This window comes from Streptomyces sp. ATCC 21386, from assembly GCF_018728545.1.
Classification (GTDB): domain Bacteria; phylum Actinomycetota; class Actinomycetes; order Streptomycetales; family Streptomycetaceae; genus Streptomyces.
Genome location: NZ_JAAVVL010000001.1, coordinates 8,501,344 through 8,521,944, shown reverse-complemented (window position 1 = coordinate 8,521,944; position 20,601 = coordinate 8,501,344). Strand labels below are relative to the sequence as shown.

The following is a 20,601-nucleotide window of genomic DNA, read 5'->3' as shown; positions in this document are numbered from 1 at the left end:
CCTGCCGCTGAACAGATTGCCCAACGGATCCGCCAACTGTTGCACACCTTGTGGGCGCGGAGGACGCTGCGGTCATGGCCACCTCCGCGCACACCCACGGCACGCACGACGTCCCGCGCACCGCACGGCAGGCTGATCCCTTCCCGGTCGAGGGAATGGACGCGGTCGTCTTCGCGGTGGGCAACGCCAAGCAGGCCGCCCACTACTACTCCACGGCCTTCGGCATGCGCCTGGTCGCCTACGCCGGCCCCGAGACCGGCAGCCGCGAGACGGCGAGCTACGTCCTCAAGAACGGCTCGGCCCGGTTCGTCCTCACCTCGGTCGTCAAACCCGCCACCACCTGGGGCCACTTCCTCGCCGAGCACGTCGCCGAACACGGCGACGGTGTGGTCGACCTCGCCATCGAGGTCCCGGACGCCCGCCGTGCGTACGCCTACGCCGTCGAACACGGCGCCCGTTCCGTCGCCGAGCCGTACGAGCTGGAGGACGAGCACGGCACGGTCGTGCTGGCCGCGATCGCCACGTACGGCACGACCCGGCACACCCTCGTCGAGCGCACCGGCTACGACGGGCCGTACCTCCCCGGGTACGTCGCCGCCGAGCCTCTCGTCGAGCCGCCCGCCCAGCGCACGTTCCAGGCCATCGACCACTGCGTGGGCAACGTCGAGCTCGGGCGCATGAACGACTGGGTGGAGTTCTACAACCGGGTCATGGGCTTCACCAACATGAAGGAGTTCGTGGGGGACGACATCGCCACCGAGTACAGCGCGCTGATGTCGAAGGTCGTGGCGGACGGCACGCTCAAGGTCAAGTTCCCCATCAACGAACCCGCCATCGCCAAGAAGAAGTCCCAGATCGACGAGTACCTGGAGTTCTACGGCGGCGCGGGGGTCCAGCACATCGCGCTCAACACGAACGACATCGTGCGGACGGTACGGACCATGCGGGCGGCGGGGGTCGAGTTCCTCGCCACGCCCGACTCGTACTACGACACGCTGGGGGAGTGGGTCGGGGACACCAGGGTGCCCGTCGACACCCTGCGCGAACTCAGGATCCTGGCGGACCGGGACGAGGACGGGTACCTGCTGCAGATCTTCACCAAGCCGGTCCAGGACCGGCCGACGGTCTTCTTCGAGATCATCGAGCGGCACGGGTCGATGGGGTTCGGCAAGGGCAACTTCAAGGCGCTGTTCGAGGCGATCGAGAGGGAGCAGGAGAAGAGGGGCAACTTGTAGGGCGGGGCGCCTGGTGGCTCGGGGGTACGGGTTCGAGGCGGGTGCGGCTCCGGTGGGGCTTCTCGCGCAGTTCCCCGCGCCCCCAAGAGATCAGGCCCTGCGGGCCTGAAAGGCGACGGGGCCGCGGGATGAAAAGCACCGGGCGCAGCCCGTGCTTTTCAGGGGCGCGGGGAACTGCGCGAGAAGCCCCACGCACCCGCACCCGCACCCGCCAACGAACCCGCCCCCCCGCCCCGTTACGCGAACCTCCCCCCCTCCCCGACATACGGATTCAACCGCCGCGCCTCCTCCAGATGCCGCCGCCCCGCCGCCTCCAACCCCACCGCCCGCTCGATCACCCCCCGGTGATACGCGTAGGCCGCACTCCGCACCTCCCCACCCCGCGCCCGGTCCGTCGCCCGCCGCGCGAACCCCAGCGCCTCCCCGTCCCGCCCGGCCCGGTGCAACGCCCACCCCAGCGCGTCGGCCACCCGCAACCCCGGCTGTCGCTCCCACTCCGTCCGCAGCACCCGCACCGCCTCCGCCGGATCCCCGTGATCCGCCTCCAGCGCCCCGAGGACGAGCGATTCGTTGACCCCGGCCGCGGCGGACCGCGCCACCAGCGCCCGCACCACGCCCCACTGCTTCCGCGCCTCCCTCGGCCGCCCCAGCGACTCGTACAACTTCCCCAGCCGCAGCGCGACCTCGGCGGACGGCCGCCGCGCCAGCGACGCCCGGTACGCGCGTAGCCCCTCCGCCGTACGCCCCAGCGCGGCCAGCGCCCGCGCCCGGCACGCCCCGGCCTCCGGGACGGGATCGCGCTCCCTTCCCGCGACGGCGGACCCGCCGGCCTCGCAGTAGCGCAAGGAATGCTCCGCGTCCCCCCGCTCCCAGGCCAGTTCCCCGGCCCGTACCCACCACGCCGCCCCCGCGGCCGACGGGCCCGCCGCCGAGGTCTCGGCGGCCGCCGCGTCCGAGAGCGCCGCCGCCGCGTCCTCACGCGCCCCCTGATCCCAGGAGACCCTCGCGGCCCGCACCCTGGCCGCCGGCCCGGAGTCGACGGCGAGCATCCTGTCCCGGGTCGCACGGGCCGCCTTGTACCGGCCGAGGCCGTCGTACGCGTCGATGAGCAGGGCGTACGAGGTCCAGCGCCCCGGCGCCACCCGTACGGCCTCCTCGCCCCACCGCTCCGCCGCCCGGAAGTCACGCCGGGCCACCGCGAGGGCGGCGAGACCTTCGAGGGCGTCCGCGTTGCCGTCCGGCCGGAGCCGCAACGAGGTGCGCAGGGCGCGTTCGGCGCGGGGGTAGTCGGTGACGCCACCGGTCCGGCGCGCCCGCTCGACGTACGCCACGCCGAGCATCGCCCAGGAGACGTGGTCCCCCGGACGGGCCCGCACCCGGGCCTCCCGCTCCCGCACGGTCGCGACCACGTCGGGCAGCGCGGCGGGCACCCCGGCAGCCGCGCCGGCCCCGGCCCGCCGGCCCTCGGCCCCGGCCGCGCCCACGACCCGCGCCTCCCGGCCGCCGCCCCCGTCACGCCGGTCACCCCCGTCCGGCGGCACCACCATCAGCACACCCCCGAGCACGAAACACCCGACGACGGCCCCCACCACGCCTCCACCCCGCCCCCGGGCCCGCCCCCACGCCTGCCCCCGGTCGGACACCCACCCCGGCCACGGCACCGCACGCACCGCCCGCCACGCACCACCAGCCCGGCCCGCCCGCTCCTCGTTCTCCACAGACATGCCGTCACTGTGCGTCAATACGACGACCACATCCCGCACCCGAACGCTCGCGCCGACGGGTTCACACCGATGGCCGCGAGTGCGAACCTGTGATCATGAGCCGTATCCAAGCCCCGCCCGACGAGACGACCGGCAACCTCGTCGACCGACTGCTCAGAGGCCTGCCGCCGGAGGCGGTCCTCGTCGACCCGGACGTCACCACGTCCTACGGACACGACATGGCGAGCTTCTGCGAGGCCGGTGCCCCGGCGGTCGTCGTCCTGCCCCGGACCGTCGAACAGGTGCAGCACGTCATGCGCACCGCCACCGAACTGCGCGTCCCGGTGGTCCCGCAGGGCGCCCGTACCGGCCTGTCCGGCGGCGCCAACGCCTCCGAGGGCTGCATCGTGCTGTCCCTGACGAAGATGGACCGCATCCTGGAGATCAACCCGGTCGACCGCATCGCCGTCGTCGAACCCGGTGTCATCAACGCGGCCCTCTCCCGCGCGGTCGACGAGCACGGACTCTCCTACCCGCCGGACCCCTCCAGCTGGGAGATGTGCACCATCGGCGGCAACATCGGCACGGCCTCCGGCGGCCTGTGCTGTGTGAAGTACGGGGTGACCGCCGAGTACGTCCTCGGCCTGGACGTGGTGCTCGCCGACGGCCGGCTGATGTCCACCGGCAGGCGCACCGCGAAGGGCGTCGCCGGTTACGACCTCACGCGGCTCTTCGTCGGCTCGGAGGGCTCGCTCGGCATCGTCGTGCGCGCGACCCTCGCCCTCAAGCCCCGCCCGCCCCGGCAGCTGGTGCTGGCGGCGGAGTTCGCGTCGGCGGCCGCCGCCTGCGACGCGGTGTGCCGGATCATGGCCGGCGGGCACGTCCCCTCACTGCTCGAACTCATGGACCGTACGACGGTGAAGGCCGTCAACGACCTGGCGCACATGGGACTGCCGGAGACCACCGAGGCGCTGCTGCTCGCCGCCTTCGACACCCCGGACCCGACCGCCGACCTCGCCGCCGTCGGCGCGCTGTGCGAGGCCGCCGGTGCCACCCAGGTCGTCCCGGCGGACGACGCGGCGGAGTCCGAACTGCTGCTCCAGGCACGGCGGTTGTCGCTCACCGCGCTGGAGGCGGTGAAGGGCACGACGATGATCGACGACGTGTGCGTGCCGCGCTCCAGGCTCGGCGAGCTGCTCGACGGCGTCGACCGCATCGCCGAGAAGTACGACCTGACCATCGGGGTCTGCGCACACGCCGGCGACGGCAACACGCACCCCACCGTCTGCTTCGACGCGGGGGACCCCGACGAGTCCCGGCGCGCCCGCGAGTCCTTCGACGAGATCATGGCCCTCGGCCTGGAACTCGGTGGCACGATCACCGGCGAGCACGGCGTGGGCATCCTCAAGAAGGAGTGGCTGGCCCGGGAGATCGGCCCGGTGGGCATGGAGATGCAGCGGGCGGTGAAGTCCGTCTTCGACCCGCTGAACATCCTCAACCCGGGCAAGCTGTTCTGACGCCGCTCTCCCTCCTCGGGTCCACGCCTCACTGGGCGAGGAGTTCGGCCAGGCCGTCGTCGATGCCCAGCATGTCGAACTCCGAGCCCGGCGGGACCATCCGCAGGGTCCGCTCCAGCCAGGCCGACACCGCGGCGGCCGGCGCTTCGAGCAGGGCGTCCCCGTCCGGCGAACTGAGCGCCATCAGGACGACGCTGCGGCCCGACACCTTCGTCGGCCACACCCGCACGTCCCCGTGCCCGCACGGCCGGAACACCCCCTCGACCAGCAGCTCCCGCGCGAACGTCCAGTGCACCGGCCGGTCGGAGTTGACGTGGAAGGTGATGTGGACGGCGTACGGGTCGTCGCCACGGTAGGCCAGCTTGGCCGGCACGGGGATGCTGCGCTCGGGCGACAGGACGAGTCTGAGCTCCAGTTCGCGCTCCACGACGGTGTGCCGCATGGTGATCGTTCCTCTCTCGTCGGAGGGCCCGTGGGCGGGCCCGTACGAGTGAGAGGGGCGTGGACCCCCAGGCATTACGCGGGTTCGCGAAACTTTTTTCCGACGACTCCACCGACCGCCCGCGGACGCCCGTGCCTCCCGCTCCGCCCGTAGCAGATCCGTGGGCGAATGGGGCGGGTCCGGAGGCAGCGGTCATGGACCGGGCCGGCGTCTGGTAGATCTGGATGCCTCCACCCGACCCACGAGCAGATACGGGACGACGGACATGAGCGCCCCAACCCCGGCCCCCGGCGACGACAGGCCCCGCGAAGGGTATTACCCGGACCCGTCCATTCCTGGATATGTCCGGTACTGGAACGGCGCGGCCTGGGTGCCGGGTACGAGCCGTCCGGCGCCCTCGGGCGGTGAGCCACTCGCCCCGCCGCCCGGCTCCGGCTCGTCCGGCGCCGTGGAGGAGACGGGCCCGCACTTCTTCGACGAGGACCCCGCGGGCGACGGCGACGCGGCCAGGGCGGCCGCCGACCCCAACGCCCTGCACGGCTCCCGCCCCGAGCCCGCCTCCGCGTGGGGCGCCGACCGCTCCCGCCAGACCGGCTTCGGCGGCGACAACGACCGTCGGGTGTCCTGGGGTTCCGCCCGCGGCGCCGACCCCCGTCTCTCCCTCTCGGCCGGCGCGGGTGGTACGGCCGGCACGGGGGACACGGACGGCGCCGCCGACGGCTCGGCCGCGCCCGCCGTCTCCCCGGGCTTCGGCGACCCCGGGCGGACGGCGAGCACGGACGGCACGGCGACCATCCCGCCGGCGGACGACGACGAGGCCGGGGCCACACCGGGCACGGTGGTCTTCCGGCGCCCGAACGGCCCCGGGCGTCCGGATCCGGCGGACAGCGCGGAATCCGCGCTGTCGGAGGGGACCATGACGATCCGTCCGTCCTCGCCCGCGGGTCAGCAGGACGGGGCCGCCCCCGTGGCCCCCGCCGCCTTCGGCGCGCCCCTGACCCCGGCGCAGGTCGCCGCCCAGCAGGCCCTGGGCCTCGCCCCGCAGTCCTCGTCGCCCTCGCCGGCACCGACCGGTCCTCAGCAGGGCCCGCAGACGCCGCCCGCCGCGCAGGACCCGTCGGTGCCGCCGCAAGGTCCGCGGTCGGGTCCCGCGGTCCCGGCGGCAGCGGCCTCCGCCCCGGCCCCGGCTCCCTCGGCGACCGCTCCGGCGGCCCCGGCCGCCCCTGCCGTCCCGGGTCCGCAGCATCCCCCGTTCGGCGGCGCCTTCCCCCCGGCCCCGCAGTCCCCGCAGGCGGCCCCGGCCCCGAACCTCGCGCCGGGTGTGCCCCCGCAGTCCACCGCCCCCCAGTCCGCCGACACCCCGATGGCCGTGGGCCTCGGCGGCGGGCAGCCCTCCTGGGCCCAGCAGGTGCACCAGCTGGCCGGGGGCGACGCGGAGCAGCCGGTCGCGCCGTGGAAGCCGGTCGTCGAGGACCCCTTCCAGGCGGCCGCGCGGCGGCAGGCCGAGGCCAGACCGGCGGGGCTCGGCAGACGGCTGGCCGCCCGGCTGGTGGACAGCCTGGTCGTCGGCGGTGTCACGGCCGTGGCCGCCGTGCCGTTCGGCACCAAGGCGGTCGACCACATCGACGAGAAGATCGACGCGGCCCGGCTCTCCGGCGAGAGGGTCACCGTCTGGCTGGTCGACGGCACGACCTCCGTCTACCTGGGCATCGTCCTGGGCGTCCTGTTCCTCGTCAGCGCCCTCTACGAGGTGCTGCCCACCGCCAAGTGGGGCCGCACCCTCGGCAAGAGGGTGTTCGGCATCGAGGTCCGGGACATCGAGGGCCACGAGCCACCGTCCTTCATGGGCTCACTGCGGCGCTGGCTCGTCCACACCGTCTCCGGGTTGCTGGGCATCGGTGTGATCGGTCTGCTGTGGTGCGTGTGGGACAAGCCGTGGCGCCAGTGCTGGCACGACAAGGCGGCCCACACGTTCGTGGCTGGCGACTAGCCGGGCCACTCCACCCCGGCACCCCGGCCACTCCACCGCCTGCCTCTCCGCCCCCCGACCTCCTCGCCGGAGCCGTACTCCGGACGGCCCCGTGCCGGATGCGGAGGCGGGGGGTTCGCGGTCGACTCGGGCTATGAGTACCGAACCGCCGCCCTTCGGCTCCGGTCAGTCCCCGGACGACGACCCGTTCAGGAAGCAGCAGCCCCCGCCGCGGCAGGGCGGCGGCTCCCCGTACGACCCGCCGCCCCAGCAGCCGCCGTCCGGGGGAGGCGCCGGGCAACCGCCGTACGGCAGTCAGCCGCCCCCCTACGGCGGCGGTCCGTACGGCGGTGACCCCTATGGCGGCGGGCCGTACTCCAACGACCCGCTCTCCGGCATGCCGCCGCTCGCCGACGGCGGGAAGCGGGTGCTCGCGCGCATCCTCGACATGATCCTGGTGGGCATCGTGGTGGGGCTGCTCGCCTGGGCGTTCAGGATCAGCCAGTACACCGTGGACTCGGACGACTTCGAGTTCGGCAAGTCCCTGGCCCAGGAGGCGCTGGCGGCGGTCCTCTACATCGCCTACGACACGTACTTCACCGTCCGGAACGGCCAGACCCTCGGCAAGAAGCTGCTGCGCCTGCGGGTGGCGAACCTCGACGACGGCTCCACGCCCTCCGTGCAGACCGCGCTGACGCGCGCTGCCGTGCTGTGGATCCCCTTCGCCTTCTGCTGCGCCTGCATCTGGACGGCGATCGCGGGCGGCTGGAGCTTCTTCGACAAGCCCTACAAGCAGGGCCTGCACGACAAGGCGGCCAAGACGGTGGTGGTCAGCACCGGTTGAGCGGCGCGAGCGGGCACGGAGGGCGCACGACGACGGCGGGTCCGTGGACCACGGGCCCGCCGAAGCGTTTCATCAAGCTGTCACCGAGTGCCGGTTCAGGAACCCATCCGTTCGTGCACGGGCTCCCGTACGGCCTCGGACCGCGCGGTCACCCGGCTTCGGGCCGGGGCGGCGGCGGAGGCCCTGGAGCGTGCCGCAGGGCGGACGGAGGCGCCTGGCGCGGACTTGGGCAACGGCACCGTCAGCGCGACGAGCAGGCCCAGGGCCAGGGCGGACAGGGCGATCACCGTGATGCCCGCGCCGGAACTCGTCTGTGACAGCAGCAGCATGGCGAGGGTGGACAAGATCACGGTGCAGGAGCCGTAGGCGAGCTGTGCGGTCGTCGGACGAGGCATGGCAATCGTGTCCTCGGGTGGGAATCAAAGGCGAAGCGGTGCAGTCGGCTTGGCTTCTGCCGACCTCCGGCGTTCCGCCAATCGACTCTATTCGCCAGGGTGCCCGAGTGGAACGACGGGTAAGCGTGACCTGACACACGGTGCCGGGTGCACAGGGGGCGCACGGGTTCATGGGGTCCGGCAAGTGGACGCATATGCGCGCCGGTTCGAGAGGCCGACGAGAGCGCGGGCGAGCGGTGGACGAGCGACGGACGGCCGCACGCGTAACGACCGGATAACGAACAAGCGCTTCCCCTGGACGCCGATAATCCACTTGACCTGACCAAGTCAAGATCTGTTTTTTAAGTCGAAACTCCGGTCGAATGGCGCCACTTGACTACACGCGTATACCGCGCGCGGACTCCTCCACGATCGGGGCCATCCCCCTTCCGCGCGAACGGTACGCGGGGGAGGAACTCAAGTGACCAGTAGACCCTGGACGTACAGAGCGGCGGCGATCGGCGTCGCGGTCGCCACGGCGGCGGCGACCATGTCCGCGTTCACCGTGGCGCAGGCCGCGGACACCGCTCCGGCGGCGTCCGTCGACCGGCACGACCCGGCGGACCACGAGCACGCCGACGACCACGACCTCGAAGGCCCCCTGAGCAAGACCCAGGAGGCCCAGCGCGAGGAGGCCCTGCAGCAGGTCATATCCGGCGACGCCACGGTCAAGGACCGCGAGGGCTCGCAGGTCGTGCAGCTGAAGAGCAAGAAGGGCAAGAGCAAGTACGTCGAGCTCGGCCGCGAGAAGACCGACAAGATCTTCACGATCCTGGTCGAGTTCGGCGACGAGATCGACAGCCGCTACGGCGGCACCCCCGGCCCGCTGCACAACCAGATAGCCAAGCCGGACCGCAACCAGGACAACTCCACGGCCTGGCAGGCGGACTACGACCAGAAGCACTTCCAGGACCTGTACTTCGGCACCGGCAAGAAGACCGAGTCGATGAAGAAGTACTACGAGAAGCAGTCCTCGGGCCGCTACTCGATCGAGGGCGAGGTCTCGGACTGGGTCAAGGTCCCCTACAACGAGGCCCGCTACGGCAACAACGCCTGCGGCCAGAGCACCTGCTCCAGCGTGTGGAACGTGGTCAGCGACGGTCTCACGTCCTGGGTCGCCCAGCAGAAGGCAGCGGGGCGCACCGACGCGGAGATCAAGGCGGACGTCGCCGAGTTCGACCAGTGGGACCGTTACGACTTCGACGGCGACGGCGACTTCAACGAGTCCGACGGCTACATCGACCACTTCCAGATCGTGCACGCCGGTGAGGACGAGTCCGCGGGCGGCGGCGCGCAGGGCGAGGACGCCATCTGGGCGCACCGCTGGTACGCGTTCGGCTCGGACGCCGGCGCGACGGGCCCCGAGGGCAACAAGCTCGGCGGCGCCAAGATCGGTGACACCGGCATCTGGGTCGGCGACTACACCATCCAGCCGGAGAACGGCGGACTCGGTGTCTTCGCCCACGAGTACGGCCACGACCTCGGTCTGCCGGACCACTACGACACCCAGGGCGGCGACAACTCCACCGGCTTCTGGACCCTGATGTCCTCCGGTTCCTGGCTCGGCACCGGCAAGGACGCCATCGGCGACCTCCCCGGCGACATGACCGCCTGGGACAAGCTCCAGCTCGGCTGGCTCAACTACGACACGGCGAAGGCCGCGACGAAGTCGAAGCACAAGCTGGGTGTGGCGGAGTACAACACCAAGGACAAGCAGGCCCTCGTGGTCGAGCTGCCGAAGAAGAAGGTCACCACCGAGATCGTCGAGCCCGCGCAGGGTTCGACCCAGTGGTGGAGCGGCAGCGGTGACAACCTCGCCAACACGCTGACCCGTTCCGTGGACCTCACGGGCAAGTCCTCGGCCGCGCTGACCCTGGACGGCTGGTACGACATCGAGGCCGAGTACGACTACCTCTACACCGAGGTGTCGACCGACGGCGGCGCCAACTGGACCGCCGTCGACGGCACGGTGGACGGCACGGCGATCCCGCGCGACGCCAGCGGCAAGCCCGCACTGACCGGCTCCTCGGCCGCGTACAAGAAGCTGTCGTACTCCCTGGACGCCTACGCGGGCAAGAAGTTCGACCTCCGCTTCCGCTACCAGACCGACGGCGGTGTGGCCCCGAAGGGCTTCGCGGCCGACTCGATCACGGTGACCGCCGACGGTTCCGCCGTCTTCTCGGACGACGCGGAGAGCGCGGACGCCGGCTGGACCGCCAAGGGCTTCTCCCGCATCGGCGCGTCGATCACGGACGACTACGCGCAGTACTACATCGCCGAGAACCGTCAGTACGTGTCGTACGACAAGACGCTGAAGGTCGGCCCGTACAACTTCGGCTTCTCGACCACGCGTCCGTCCTGGGTGGAGCACTTCCCGTACCAGAACGGCCTGTTGATCTGGAAGTGGGACACCTCGCAGGCGGACAACAACACCAGCGTGCACCCCGGTACGGGTCTGCTCCTGCCGGTCGACTCGCACCCGGCGGCGCTGAAGTGGGCCGACGGCACGGTGATGCGCAGCCGGATCCAGTCCTACGACTCGCCCTTCAGCCTCTACCGCACGGACGGTCTGAAGCTGCACAACGCGGACGTGCTGACGAAGATCCCGTCGTCGAAGGGTGTGTCCACGTTCAACGACCGGACCAACACCTACTACGACGAGGCGGCCCCGCTCGCCGGTGTCAAGATCACTGACACCAACACCAAGATCAAGATCGTCAAGGAGGCCAAGGATGGCTCCACGATCTCGGTCCAGGTGGGCCCCGCGGTGAAGTAAACAGCATTTGCGCAGGTCAGAGCATGTTCGGCCGTGACCCTCTTGGCGGGTCGCGGCCGGACGTGTTTAGGTGCGGGGTGTGGTCTTCTTATTGACACCGACATCGACTCTGACGCTCACGGGGGTGTGACCTGCATGGCCGCAGGAGGTTTCTGCAAACTGCCGGACGGCAATGTCGTCGTCGCCCTGAACCTGCCGGGGGCGACGGCGCCGGACACTCCGGGCACCAGCTGGGCCCCGGCGGACGACGGCTCCGTACGGGTCCTGGTCCTCGCCGCGAACCGGGCCCGGGCCCTGACCCGGCTCCGCAATCTGGGCATGCGAGCGGTCTACCTCCGCGGCAACGCGGCGCCTCCGACCCTGGACGAGATCACGGCCGTCCTGCACCACCCGGACGGCCTCATATGGCGCACGTCCCCGGTGTGCCCGGCCTCCACGACCCCGGAGCTGTGGCACCCGATCAGAGCGCTCCTGAGGAGGCCGACGGTACGGGTGTGACCGCCGTCGCCGTCGCCGCCGCCGACCGCAGCGCGAAGCGCGGCCAGCGGCATCTCACGGCCACGCTCTGCCGACGGGGCACCACGGCCACCGTCGTTCCAGCGGGTTCCTCGGCCACTCCTGTCCGCCGCAGCGGTGATCAGCCACGATGGTGTATCTCGGCGGTGCCGGGCCGGCCTGTGGCCGCGGAGTCACCCGGCGGCCGCGGAGTCACCCGGCGGCCGGGGTGCGCCCCGGCCCCGCAGAGCGGACCGGCCGCTACACCACCGGCTTGCCCGACAGTTCCACGCCCGCCTCGCGGAGTTCCTCCAGGGCGCGCTCGGTCGTCTCCTCGGCGACTCCTGCCGTCAGGTCCAGGAGGACCTGGGTGCGGAAGCCCTCGCGGGCGGCGTCCAGGGCGGTCGCGCGCACGCAGTGGTCCGTGGCGATGCCGACGACGTCGACCTCGGTGATGTCACGGGCCCGGAGCCAGTCGGCGAGGGACGCGCCGTTCTCGTCGGCGCCCTCGAAACCGCTGTACGCCGCCGCGTACGCCCCCTTGTCGAACACGGCGTCCACCGCGCCGGAGGCGATCGCCGGGGCGAAGTTCGGGTGGAAGCCCACCCCCTCCGTGCCGGCGACACAGTGCGCCGGCCAGGAGTGCGCGTAGTCGGGGTTGTCGGAGAAGTGGCCACCGGGGGCGATGTGGTGGTCACGGGTGGCCACCACGTGCTGGTAGCCGGGGCCGGCCGCCTGGCCGATCAGCTCGGTGATGGCGGCGGCCACATCGGCACCGCCGGCCACCGCGAGGCTGCCCCCCTCGCAGAAGTCGTTCTGCACGTCGACGACGATCAAGGCGCGGCGCATGGTGTCGGTGTCCTTACGACTCTTCGGTTCTCGGGTGTGGGTGTGAGCGCGGGTACGGGTGCGATGGGAAACTGCGAACTTCCGAGCCTAGAGACTTCGAGAGCTGTTCGGGAGGGGGCATCCGGCGCTCGCCCGATGCGTGGGCCGGAGCACGGGCCCACTACGCGGGCGCCAGGGGGCTCGCAAGAGAGCGCACCGGACACGTTCACTCCGGCCCACCCCCAGCGTGCGCCCGCCCGCCGCCCCTCACGTACCCGAGCGCCTCAGACGTACTCCGTCGGGATGACCGGCTCGCCGCGCGACAGCTGCGTCGCCGACAGGGGCAGATTGGCCCGCGCGGTCACGTGCCGTTCGCGGACGACGTCCAGGGGCTCCCGGGAGAGCACCCGCCCGTCCTTGACCAGCGGGACCAGCAGCTGACGGTCCTGGAGGTCGTCCGGCACCGGCCCGGTGCCGATCACCTCGGCCTCCGCCACCCCGTGCTCGTCCAGCCGCCGGGCCGCCCACTTGCGGCCCCCGACGGAGGTCTTCCCGCCGCTGGACTTCTTCGCCACCGGCACCAGCGGGTCCGTGGGGTCCGCCGAGTCCGCCCGGGCGACGAGCTTGTAGACCATCGAGCAGGTGGGGTGCCCCGAGCCGGTCACCAGCTGCGTCCCGACGCCGTACGCGTCCACGGGCGCCGCGGCCAGCGAGGCGATGGCGTACTCGTCGAGGTCCGAGGTCACGATGATCCGGGTGTCCGTCGCGCCCAGCTCGTCCAGCTGCTGCCGCACCCGGTGGGCGACGAGCAGCAGGTCGCCGGAGTCGATGCGCACGGCGCCGAGCTCGGGCCCGGCGATCTCCACGGCGGTCCGTACGGCCTCGGTGACGTCGTAGGTGTCGACGAGCAGCGTGGTGTTCCGGCCCAGCGAGTCCACCTGGGCCTGGAAGGCGTCCCGCTCGCGGTCGTGCAGCAGGGTGAAGGCGTGGGCGCTGGTGCCCACCGTCGGGATGCCGTAGCGGAAGCCGGCGGCCAGGTCCGACGTGGAGGTGAAACCGCCGACGTACGCCGCGCGCGAGGCGGCCACGGCGGCCAGCTCGTGCGTGCGCCGGGCGCCCATCTCGATCAGCGGGCGCCCGCCTGCGGCGCTGGACATCCGGGACGCGGCGGCCGCGATCGCCGAGTCGTGGTTGAGGATGGACAGGACCACGGTCTCCAGAAGCACGCACTCCGCGAAGGTGCCCTCGACCCGCATGATCGGCGAGCCAGGGAAGTAGACCTCGCCCTCCTGGTAGCCCCACACGTCCCCGCCGAAGCGGTAGCCGGCGAGCCAGTCGAGGGTCTCGGCGTTGACGATGGAGCGCTCGCGCAGGAAGCCGAGGACGCCCGGGTCGAAACGGAAGTTCTCCACGGCGTCCAGCACCCGTCCGGTGCCGGCGACCACGCCGTACCGGCGTCCCTCCGGAAGCCGCCTGGTGAAGACCTCGAACACCGATCGCCGCTCGGCCGTGCCCGCCTTCAGGGCGGCCTGCAGCATCGTGAGTTCGTAGTGGTCCGTGAAGAGCGCGGTCGAGGGGACGTCGACCGGCAAACCAAGGTCCGCTGTGTTCATGGCAAGGGATCGTACTCCCATTTCGTCAGTCTGACGATTTCCAGTCGCTCTCCGGTCGGTCTCCGGTCGGTCTCCGGCCGATCCGCGCCGGATCGTTTCTCGTAGCCCCAGGTCGGAGGGCCGCATTTGTGCGGGCACCCCCCTGTGGTGGCAGCATGGGCCGTGTGACGGCAGCCGTACCCATGGAGATCGAGAAGACCGAGTCGGCGGAGGAGGTCTTCGCCGTACCTGAACCCGACGTGCCGTGGGTGACGATCGTCCACAACGACCCGGTGAACCTCATGAGCTACGTCACCTATGTCTTCCAGACGTACTTCGGGTACCCGAAGGACAAGGCCACCAAGCTCATGCTCGACGTCCACCACAAGGGCCGCGCGGTCGTCTCCAGCGGAACACGCGAGGAGATGGAACGCGACGTGCAGGCCATGCACGGCTACGGTCTGTGGGCCACCCTCCAGCAGGACCGGAAGTAGCGACGCACCTGATGCCAGGACAATTCGAATCGCTCCCCGGCGGCGGCGCGGCCGTCGCGCTCGACGAGGTCGAGATCTCCATCATCCGCTCGCTGGCGGTGCAGCTCCTGGAGCTGATCGGGCCGGGGCCCGCCGAGGACGCACCCGACGACCCGCTCGCCGAACTCTTCGCCGAGGGCCCGAGCGAACCGCCCAAGGACCCCGTCCTGCTCCGACTGTTCCCGGACGCCTACAGCGACCCCGAGGGCACCCCGACGGCCCGGGAGGCAGAGGAACAGCGGGCGTACTCCTCGGAGTTCCGCCGCTTCACCGAGAACGATCTGCGGGCCGGCAAGCGCGACAACGCCCTCGCGGTGATCCACTCCCTGGACGCGCTGGCCGCGACCGGTGAGGGCGGGGCCGTGCTCAAGCTGTCGACCCAGGAGTCCCGGCAGTGGCTCGGCTGCCTCAACGACCTGCGGCTGGCCATCGGCTCCCGCCTCGACGTCGTCGACGAGGAGGACACCGACCTCCTCTACCGGCTCCCGGACGAGGACCCGCGCAAGCCGATGGTGATGGCGTACCTGTGGCTGGGCGGTCTCCAGGACTCGCTCGTCGAGACGTTGATGCCGTGACGTGACACCGGGATGCCATGTCGGTGACGGCGTGAGTCGGCGAGCCGCCGATACCGGCACATCGCTGCCCGGAGATCCGCCGTATTGTGCGGATTCTGTGTTCGCTCAGAGGACGCTCAAAACCGGATAACGATCCTGTCACCGCCCCAGGGGCTTCGCCTCCTGGGGCCGTTCTGCGTGATGCGGGTCACCCAAGAATCAGTAAAACCCTGATAAGACTTCCCGGATCCGGACGCGACGACACCCCTGCCCCGTCCGGATCGTCCGGCCACAGCCGGTGTGCATGACCAGGAGTAAGCCCGGCCCCGGTCCGCGGGCCGTACCACTCCGCGGTCGCCGAGCGGACAACGGCGTCCGCTTCACGACCGCACCTGTACCGCTGCGCGAACCCGCCAGCGCGTCCCCGCGCCACCGAGGTAGCTAGATGTCACTCGACTCGATCACCAACTCCATTGACGACGCCGTCAGTGATTTCTTCGAACCGGTAGCGAGAGAAGTCGGCGAGGTCGTCTTCTACACCGTTCCCGTAGGGGACACCGAGCTCCCGCTCATCGTCGGCTGGCTCGTGATCGCGGGCCTGATCTTCACCGCCTGGTTCGGGCTGGTCCAGGTACGTAAGTTCAAGCTCGCCGTGGACGTCGTACGAGGCAAGTATGACGAGGACGGCTCGCCCGGCGAGATCAACCACTTCCAGGCCCTGACCGCCGCCGTCTCCGGCACCGTCGGCCTCGGTAACATCGCCGGTGTCGCCATCGCCGTCTCCATCGGCGGCGCCGGCGCCACGTTCTGGATGATCCTGTGCGGTCTGCTCGGCATGGCCAGCAAGTTCGTCGAGGTCACCCTCGGTGTGAAGTACCGCGAGGAGCACGCCGACGGCACCGTCTCCGGCGGTCCGATGCACTACCTGCCCAAGGGCCTCGCCGAGCGCTTCGGCAGCGGCGGCGCCAAGCTCGGCAAGGTGCTCGCCATCCTCGCCTCGGTCATGATCCTCTTCTTCGGCCTGTTCGGCGGCAACCTCTTCCAGGCCAACCAGAGCTACGCCCAGGTCGCCGGGACCCTCGGCGGCGAGGACGGCTTCATGGCCTCCTCCGCCGGTGCCGTCCTCTTCGGTCTGGTCGTCGCCGCGTTGGTCGGCCTGGTGCTGCTCGGCGGCATCCGCTCCATCGGCTCCGTCACCAGCAAGCTGGTCCCGGCGATGGCCGCCATGTACATCGTGGCCTGCCTGGTCGTCATCATCGGCAACGTCACCGCGGTGCCGGACGCCGTCATGGAGATCTTCCGGCGTGCGTTCGAGCCCGAAGGTGTCGTCGGTGGTGTGATCGGCGCCCTGATCGTCGGCTTCCAGCGAGCCGCCTTCTCCAACGAGGCCGGCCTCGGCTCCGCCCCGATCGCCCACTCCGCGGTCAAGACCAAGCACCCCGCGAGCGAGGGCCTGGTCGCGCTGCTGGAGCCGTTCATCGACACGGTCGTCATCTGCACCATGACCGCGCTGACCATCGTCATCGCCAAGCCGGACAGCTGGGCCGAGCGCGCCGCGGGCAACGGGGACATCGGCGGCGTCACCATCACCTCCGACGCCTTCGCGACCGTGCTGCCCTGGTTCCCGCACCTGCTGACCGTCGCTGTGCTGCTGTTCGCCTTCTCCACGATCCTGACCTGGGGCTACTACGGCCTCAAGGCATGGTCGTACCTCTTCGGCCGGAGCAAGGCCAGCGAGGTCACCTTCAAGGCGCTGTGGAGCGCGTTCGTCGTCCTCGGCGCCCTGATGTCCCTCGACTCGCTGATCAGCCTGGCCGACTCGGCCCTGTTCCTGCTCTCGGTCTTCAACATCATCGGCCTGTATCTGCTGGCCCCGGTCGTCAAGCGCGAGCTGAACTCCTTCCTGGAGTTCGTCAACCGCCGCAAGGCCGGCTTGCCGGAAGCCGACGAGGCCCAGGAAGCCGTCAAGGCGCTCGACTGAGCCTCCCCGCCCAGCATGTGGGCCGTCCCGTACCACTCTTCGGTACGGGACGGCCCTCTGCTTATCCTGACGAACATGCTGACCATCACCCAGGCCCTCGTCGACCAGATCGTCGCCCACGCGCGCAAGGACCACCCCGACGAGGCGTGCGGCGTCGTCGCCGGACCGGCGGGCTCGGACCGCCCCGAGCGCTTCATCCCGATGCTGAACGCGGCCATGTCGCCCACGTTCTACGAGTTCGACTCCGGCGACCTGCTCAAGCTCTACCGCGAGATGGACGACCGCGACGAGGAGCCCGTGGTCATCTACCACTCCCACACCGCCACCGAGGCCTTCCCCTCGCGCACCGACATCTCCTACGCGAACGAGCCCGGCGCCCACTACGTCCTCGTCTCCACCGCCGACACCGACGGCCTCGGCGACTTCCAGTTCCGCTCGTACCGGATCGTCGAGGGCGAGGTCACCGAGGAGGACGTGCGGATCGTCGACGCGTACTGAACCGTCGGCGGGCACGATCGCGGCTACGGTGGTGCTGACCAGGCGTAGGCACGCGCACGCACCAACTGCCCGTGACGGAGACGGTGTTGACACAACAGGCGCGCGGTCCGGGAGGTCATCGCCGAACCCGGCTACGTCCCGAACTCCGCCGCCCGCCAGCTGGTCACCCGCCGCAACAACGTCATCGCGGTCGTCGCCGGCCGGCCGCAGAAGCGGCTCTTCATCGACCGTTCCCCAGGGACTGGGCGGGAGTGAGTCCTGTTGCCAGGTCTCATGCTCAGTCGAACGCCCCGGAGACTCGTCGTACGGCAGTCCGCCTGACAGGCGTACGGGCGGCGCAGGGGAGGCGGCGAGCAGTGGTCGAGCGGCGTTCGAACAGTCGCCGAGCGGTGGGGCGAGCGGGTGACCGGACCGTCGCTGAGGTGCGTGGTCTCACTCCCCGGCCCGAAACCGTCCGGAATGTGGGATCACATTCCGGGACCCGGACCGGGAATCGATACGATGAGCGCATGGTTTTTGACGACGTGAGCGAGAAGACGCCGGGCGCACTGCTCGTGGCGCGGCTGCACGTCGACCTGTGCAGGCTTGCCAGCGCCATCTGTTGACGCCGACCCCTGCCGCCGTACGGCCGTGAGCCGCGGCGCCGACACCTGTGTGACCACGCACTCCGCGCTGCCGCGCGCCACCGACCCACCACTCCCGACAGGAGCCGCACACCATGGCCATCGAGGTCCGCATCCCCACGATCCTCCGCCAGTACACCGACGGTCAGAAGGCGGTGGAGGGGGCCGGTGCCACCCTCGCCGAGCTGTTCACCGACCTCGAGAGCCGTCACGCGGGCATCCAGGCGCGCATCGTGGACGGCGGTGAACTGCGCCGCTTCGTCAACGTCTACCTGAACGACGAGGACGTCCGCTTCCTGGAGGGCATCAACACCAAGCTGTCCGACGGCGACAACGTGACGATCCTGCCGGCCGTGGCCGGCGGCATGGCCTGATCACCCATGCGCTACGACTCCCCGCTGGCCGCGGTGGGCAACACCCCTCTGGTGTGCCTGCCGCGGCTGTCGCCGTCCGCCGACGTCCGGATCTGGGCGAAGCTGGAGGACCGCAACCCGACGGGTTCGGTCAAGGACCGGCCCGCCCTGTACATGATCGAACAGGCGGAGAAGGACGGGCGGCTGACCCCCGGCTGCACGATCCTGGAGCCCACCTCGGGCAACACGGGCATCTCCCTCGCCATGGCGGCCAAGCTCAAGGGCTACCGCATGGTCTGCGTCATGCCCGAGAACACCTCGCAGGAACGGCGTGACCTGCTCGGCATGTGGGGCGCCGAGATCATCTCGTCCCCGGCCGCAGGCGGCTCCAACACGGCCGTACGCGTCGCCAAGGAACTCTCCGCCGAGCACCCCGACTGGGTGATGCTCTACCAGTACGGCAACCCCGACAACGCGGGCGCCCACTACGCGACGACGGGCCCGGAGATCCTGGCGGACCTCCCCTCCATCACCCATTTCGTCGCCGGCCTCGGTACGACGGGGACGCTGATGGGCGTGGGCCGTTTCCTGCGCGAGCACAAGCCGGAGGTGCGGATCGTCGCAGCCGAGCCGCGCTACGACGACCTCGTCTACGGCCTGCGCAACCTCGACGAGGGGTTCGTGCCGGAGCTCTACGACGCGTCGGTCCTCACCACCCGCTTCTCCGTCGGCTCCGCCGACGCGGTGACGCGCACACGGGAACTGCTCCAGCAGGAGGGCATCTTCGCGGGCGTCTCCACGGGGGCCGCGCTGCACGCCGCCATCGGAGTCGGCAACAAGGCGGTCAGGTCCGGCGAGCCGGCCGACATCGTCTTCGTGGTCGCCGACGGCGGCTGGAAGTACCTGTCGACGGGCGTCTACACCGCCGCGACGACGGAAGAGGCCATCGAGACGCTGCAGGGCCAGCTCTGGGCGTAGGGGAGCGTTCCCGGGTGGGGGCGCGGGGTGCGTCGGCGGGTGCGGCTCCGGTGGGGCTTCTCGCGCAGTTCCCCGCGCCCCTAAAAGATCAGGCCCTGCGGGCCTGAAAGACCACGGGGCTGCGGGCCCGAAAGGCGATGGGGCGGCTGGATGAAAAGCACGGGGCGCAGCCCCTGCTTTTCCGGGGCGTGGGGAACTGCGCGACAAGCCCCCACGCCCCCGCACCCGACAACGCGCCCCCTTCCGCTCCCCCGGGACGGCCCCACCACCAGCCGAACCGGTGACAGCACAGGTGAGTTCGCCCACAACGGCCCCTGGCGGAGGAGCGACCGGCCCTTTTGCGCCTTACGCTCAACGGACCGCACCAACCGTGTTGCACCCATGTCCGTCCTTCGCAACCCCGCCACCCGCAATACGCAACCCGTCTGCACGTCACGACTGACACGACTGTCACGACTTCACGCCAGCGCGGAGGTTCCAGCTCTCATGAAGCTCACCGTCGTCGGCTGCTCGGGGTCGTTCCCTTCCGCGGAATCGGCCTGTTCGAGCTACCTCGTAGAGGCCGACGGCTTCCGGCTGCTCCTCGACATGGGCAACGGTGCCCTGGGCGAGCTGCAGCGCCACTGCGGTCTCTACGACCTCGACGCGATCTTCCTCAGCCATCTGCACGCCGACCACTGCATCGACATGTGCGCGTATTTCGTCGCACGGTACTACCGCCACGACGGCGGCCGCTGCGACCCCATCCCGGTCTACGGACCCGAAGGCACCGAGCAGCGCCTGACCACGGCCTACGCCGACACCCCGTCCGCCTCCTCCATGAGCGAGGTCTTCGACTTCCACACGGTCAAGCCGAGCACGTTCGAGATCGGCCCGTTCACCGTCCACACGGAACGGGTCGCCCACCCCGTCGAGGCGTACGGCATCCGCATCGAACACGGCGGCCGGGTCCTGACGTACTCCGGGGACACCGGCGTCACCGACACCCTGGACGAACTGGCACGCGACGCCGACCTGTTCCTGTGCGAGGCCGCCTTCACACACGGCAAGGAGAACATCCCGGACCTCCATCTCAACGGCCGCGAGGCCGGTGAGACGGCCGCACGGGCGGGCGCCCGCCGTCTCGTCCTCACCCACGTCCCGCCGTGGACGGACCCCCAGGTCAACCTCGTCGACGCCCGCGCGGTGTACGACGGCCCGGTGGAGCTGGCGGTGCCCAGGGTGTCGTACGAGGTCTGAGGTACGC

The 20,601-nt window shown here is 70.8% G+C and carries 19 protein-coding genes and 1 pseudogene; 15 read left to right on the top strand and 5 right to left on the bottom strand.

Features of this window, described 5'->3' with window-relative positions; translation table 11 throughout:
• Window positions 1-74: 74 nt before the first annotated feature.
• Complete coding sequence (hppD, locus tag GWK25_RS36540) at window positions 75-1,235, top strand: 4-hydroxyphenylpyruvate dioxygenase (RefSeq protein ID WP_215455770.1); 1,161 nt, start codon at window positions 75-77, stop codon at window positions 1,233-1,235.
• Between the two features lie 236 nt (window positions 1,236-1,471).
• Here the strand turns inward: hppD and GWK25_RS36535 are convergent, their stop codons facing one another.
• Window positions 1,472-2,959 (bottom strand): hypothetical protein, encoded by a 1,488-nt coding sequence (locus tag GWK25_RS36535; RefSeq protein WP_251829203.1) that lies wholly within the window; start codon window positions 2,957-2,959, stop codon window positions 1,472-1,474.
• 89 nt (window positions 2,960-3,048) lie between these two features.
• On the opposite strand from GWK25_RS36535, the gene GWK25_RS36530 reads away from it, so the two are divergent.
• Window positions 3,049-4,455, top strand: a complete 1,407-nt coding sequence (locus tag GWK25_RS36530) for an FAD-binding oxidoreductase (RefSeq protein ID WP_215455769.1) — start codon at window positions 3,049-3,051, stop codon at window positions 4,453-4,455.
• Window positions 4,456-4,483: 28 nt separating this feature from the next.
• Here GWK25_RS36530 and GWK25_RS36525 read toward each other — a convergent pair whose 3' ends face one another.
• A complete protein-coding gene (locus GWK25_RS36525; RefSeq protein ID WP_215455768.1) occupies window positions 4,484-4,897 on the bottom strand; it encodes an SsgA family sporulation/cell division regulator in 414 nt (137 codons plus the stop codon).
• A 265-nt stretch (window positions 4,898-5,162) separates the two neighbouring features.
• Here GWK25_RS36525 and GWK25_RS36520 point away from each other — a divergent pair, with 265 nt between their 5' ends.
• A complete protein-coding gene (locus GWK25_RS36520; protein WP_215455767.1) occupies window positions 5,163-6,887 on the top strand; it encodes an RDD family protein in 1,725 nt (574 codons plus the stop codon).
• Between the two features lie 133 nt (window positions 6,888-7,020).
• Window positions 7,021-7,710, top strand: coding sequence for an RDD family protein (locus tag GWK25_RS36515; protein ID WP_215455766.1), 690 nt, complete (start codon window positions 7,021-7,023; stop codon window positions 7,708-7,710).
• 95 nt (window positions 7,711-7,805) lie between these two features.
• Here GWK25_RS36515 and GWK25_RS36510 read toward each other — a convergent pair whose 3' ends face one another.
• On the bottom strand, window positions 7,806-8,105 hold the full coding sequence (locus GWK25_RS36510; RefSeq protein WP_215455765.1) for a hypothetical protein: 300 nt from the start codon (window positions 8,103-8,105) through the stop codon (window positions 7,806-7,808).
• 460 nt (window positions 8,106-8,565) lie between these two features.
• Here GWK25_RS36510 and GWK25_RS36505 point away from each other — a divergent pair, with 460 nt between their 5' ends.
• A complete protein-coding gene (locus tag GWK25_RS36505) occupies window positions 8,566-10,920 on the top strand; it encodes an immune inhibitor A domain-containing protein (protein WP_215455764.1) in 2,355 nt (784 codons plus the stop codon).
• Between the two features lie 135 nt (window positions 10,921-11,055).
• Entirely contained in the window at window positions 11,056-11,418 is a 363-nt protein-coding gene (locus GWK25_RS36500; RefSeq protein ID WP_215455763.1) for a hypothetical protein, read from the top strand.
• Window positions 11,419-11,676: 258 nt separating this feature from the next.
• Here GWK25_RS36500 and GWK25_RS36495 read toward each other — a convergent pair whose 3' ends face one another.
• Together GWK25_RS36495 and GWK25_RS36490 are read right to left on the bottom strand one after the other, a co-directional pair.
• On the bottom strand, window positions 11,677-12,264 hold the full coding sequence (locus GWK25_RS36495; protein WP_215455762.1) for an isochorismatase family protein: 588 nt from the start codon (window positions 12,262-12,264) through the stop codon (window positions 11,677-11,679).
• A gap of 263 nt (window positions 12,265-12,527) precedes the next feature.
• Window positions 12,528-13,856 (bottom strand): nicotinate phosphoribosyltransferase, encoded by a 1,329-nt coding sequence (locus GWK25_RS36490; RefSeq protein ID WP_215455761.1) that lies wholly within the window; start codon window positions 13,854-13,856, stop codon window positions 12,528-12,530.
• Window positions 13,857-14,011: 155 nt separating this feature from the next.
• Between GWK25_RS36490 and clpS the strand changes: the two genes are divergently transcribed.
• The 9 genes and pseudogenes from clpS (at window position 14,012) to GWK25_RS36455 (ending at window position 20,594) form a co-directional block, all read left to right on the top strand.
• Window positions 14,012-14,329, top strand: a complete 318-nt coding sequence (clpS, locus tag GWK25_RS36485; protein WP_215455760.1) for an ATP-dependent Clp protease adapter ClpS — start codon at window positions 14,012-14,014, stop codon at window positions 14,327-14,329.
• Window positions 14,330-14,340: 11 nt separating this feature from the next.
• Entirely contained in the window at window positions 14,341-14,943 is a 603-nt protein-coding gene (locus GWK25_RS36480) for a DUF2017 domain-containing protein (RefSeq protein WP_215455759.1), read from the top strand.
• A 424-nt stretch (window positions 14,944-15,367) separates the two neighbouring features.
• Complete coding sequence (locus GWK25_RS36475; protein WP_215455758.1) at window positions 15,368-16,903, top strand: sodium:alanine symporter family protein; 1,536 nt, start codon at window positions 15,368-15,370, stop codon at window positions 16,901-16,903.
• Between the two features lie 75 nt (window positions 16,904-16,978).
• Complete coding sequence (locus GWK25_RS36470; RefSeq protein ID WP_215455757.1) at window positions 16,979-17,401, top strand: Mov34/MPN/PAD-1 family protein; 423 nt, start codon at window positions 16,979-16,981, stop codon at window positions 17,399-17,401.
• A 117-nt stretch (window positions 17,402-17,518) separates the two neighbouring features.
• Window positions 17,519-17,629 (top strand): annotated as a pseudogene (locus GWK25_RS44015) (LacI family transcriptional regulator); the annotation flags it as partial.
• 281 nt (window positions 17,630-17,910) lie between these two features.
• The gene (locus GWK25_RS44915) at window positions 17,911-18,006 is read left to right on the top strand and encodes a putative leader peptide (RefSeq protein WP_020115562.1); all 96 of its coding nucleotides are present in this window, start codon (window positions 17,911-17,913) and stop codon (window positions 18,004-18,006) included.
• A 113-nt stretch (window positions 18,007-18,119) separates the two neighbouring features.
• Window positions 18,120-18,398: a MoaD/ThiS family protein gene (locus GWK25_RS36465; protein WP_215455756.1), complete on the top strand. Its 279-nt coding sequence runs from the start codon at window positions 18,120-18,122 to the stop codon at window positions 18,396-18,398.
• 6 nt (window positions 18,399-18,404) lie between these two features.
• Entirely contained in the window at window positions 18,405-19,355 is a 951-nt protein-coding gene (locus GWK25_RS36460) for a PLP-dependent cysteine synthase family protein (RefSeq protein WP_215455755.1), read from the top strand.
• 486 nt (window positions 19,356-19,841) lie between these two features.
• Window positions 19,842-20,594, top strand: a complete 753-nt coding sequence (locus GWK25_RS36455) for an MBL fold metallo-hydrolase (RefSeq protein ID WP_215455754.1) — start codon at window positions 19,842-19,844, stop codon at window positions 20,592-20,594.
• The last annotated feature ends 7 nt before the right edge of the window (window positions 20,595-20,601 follow it).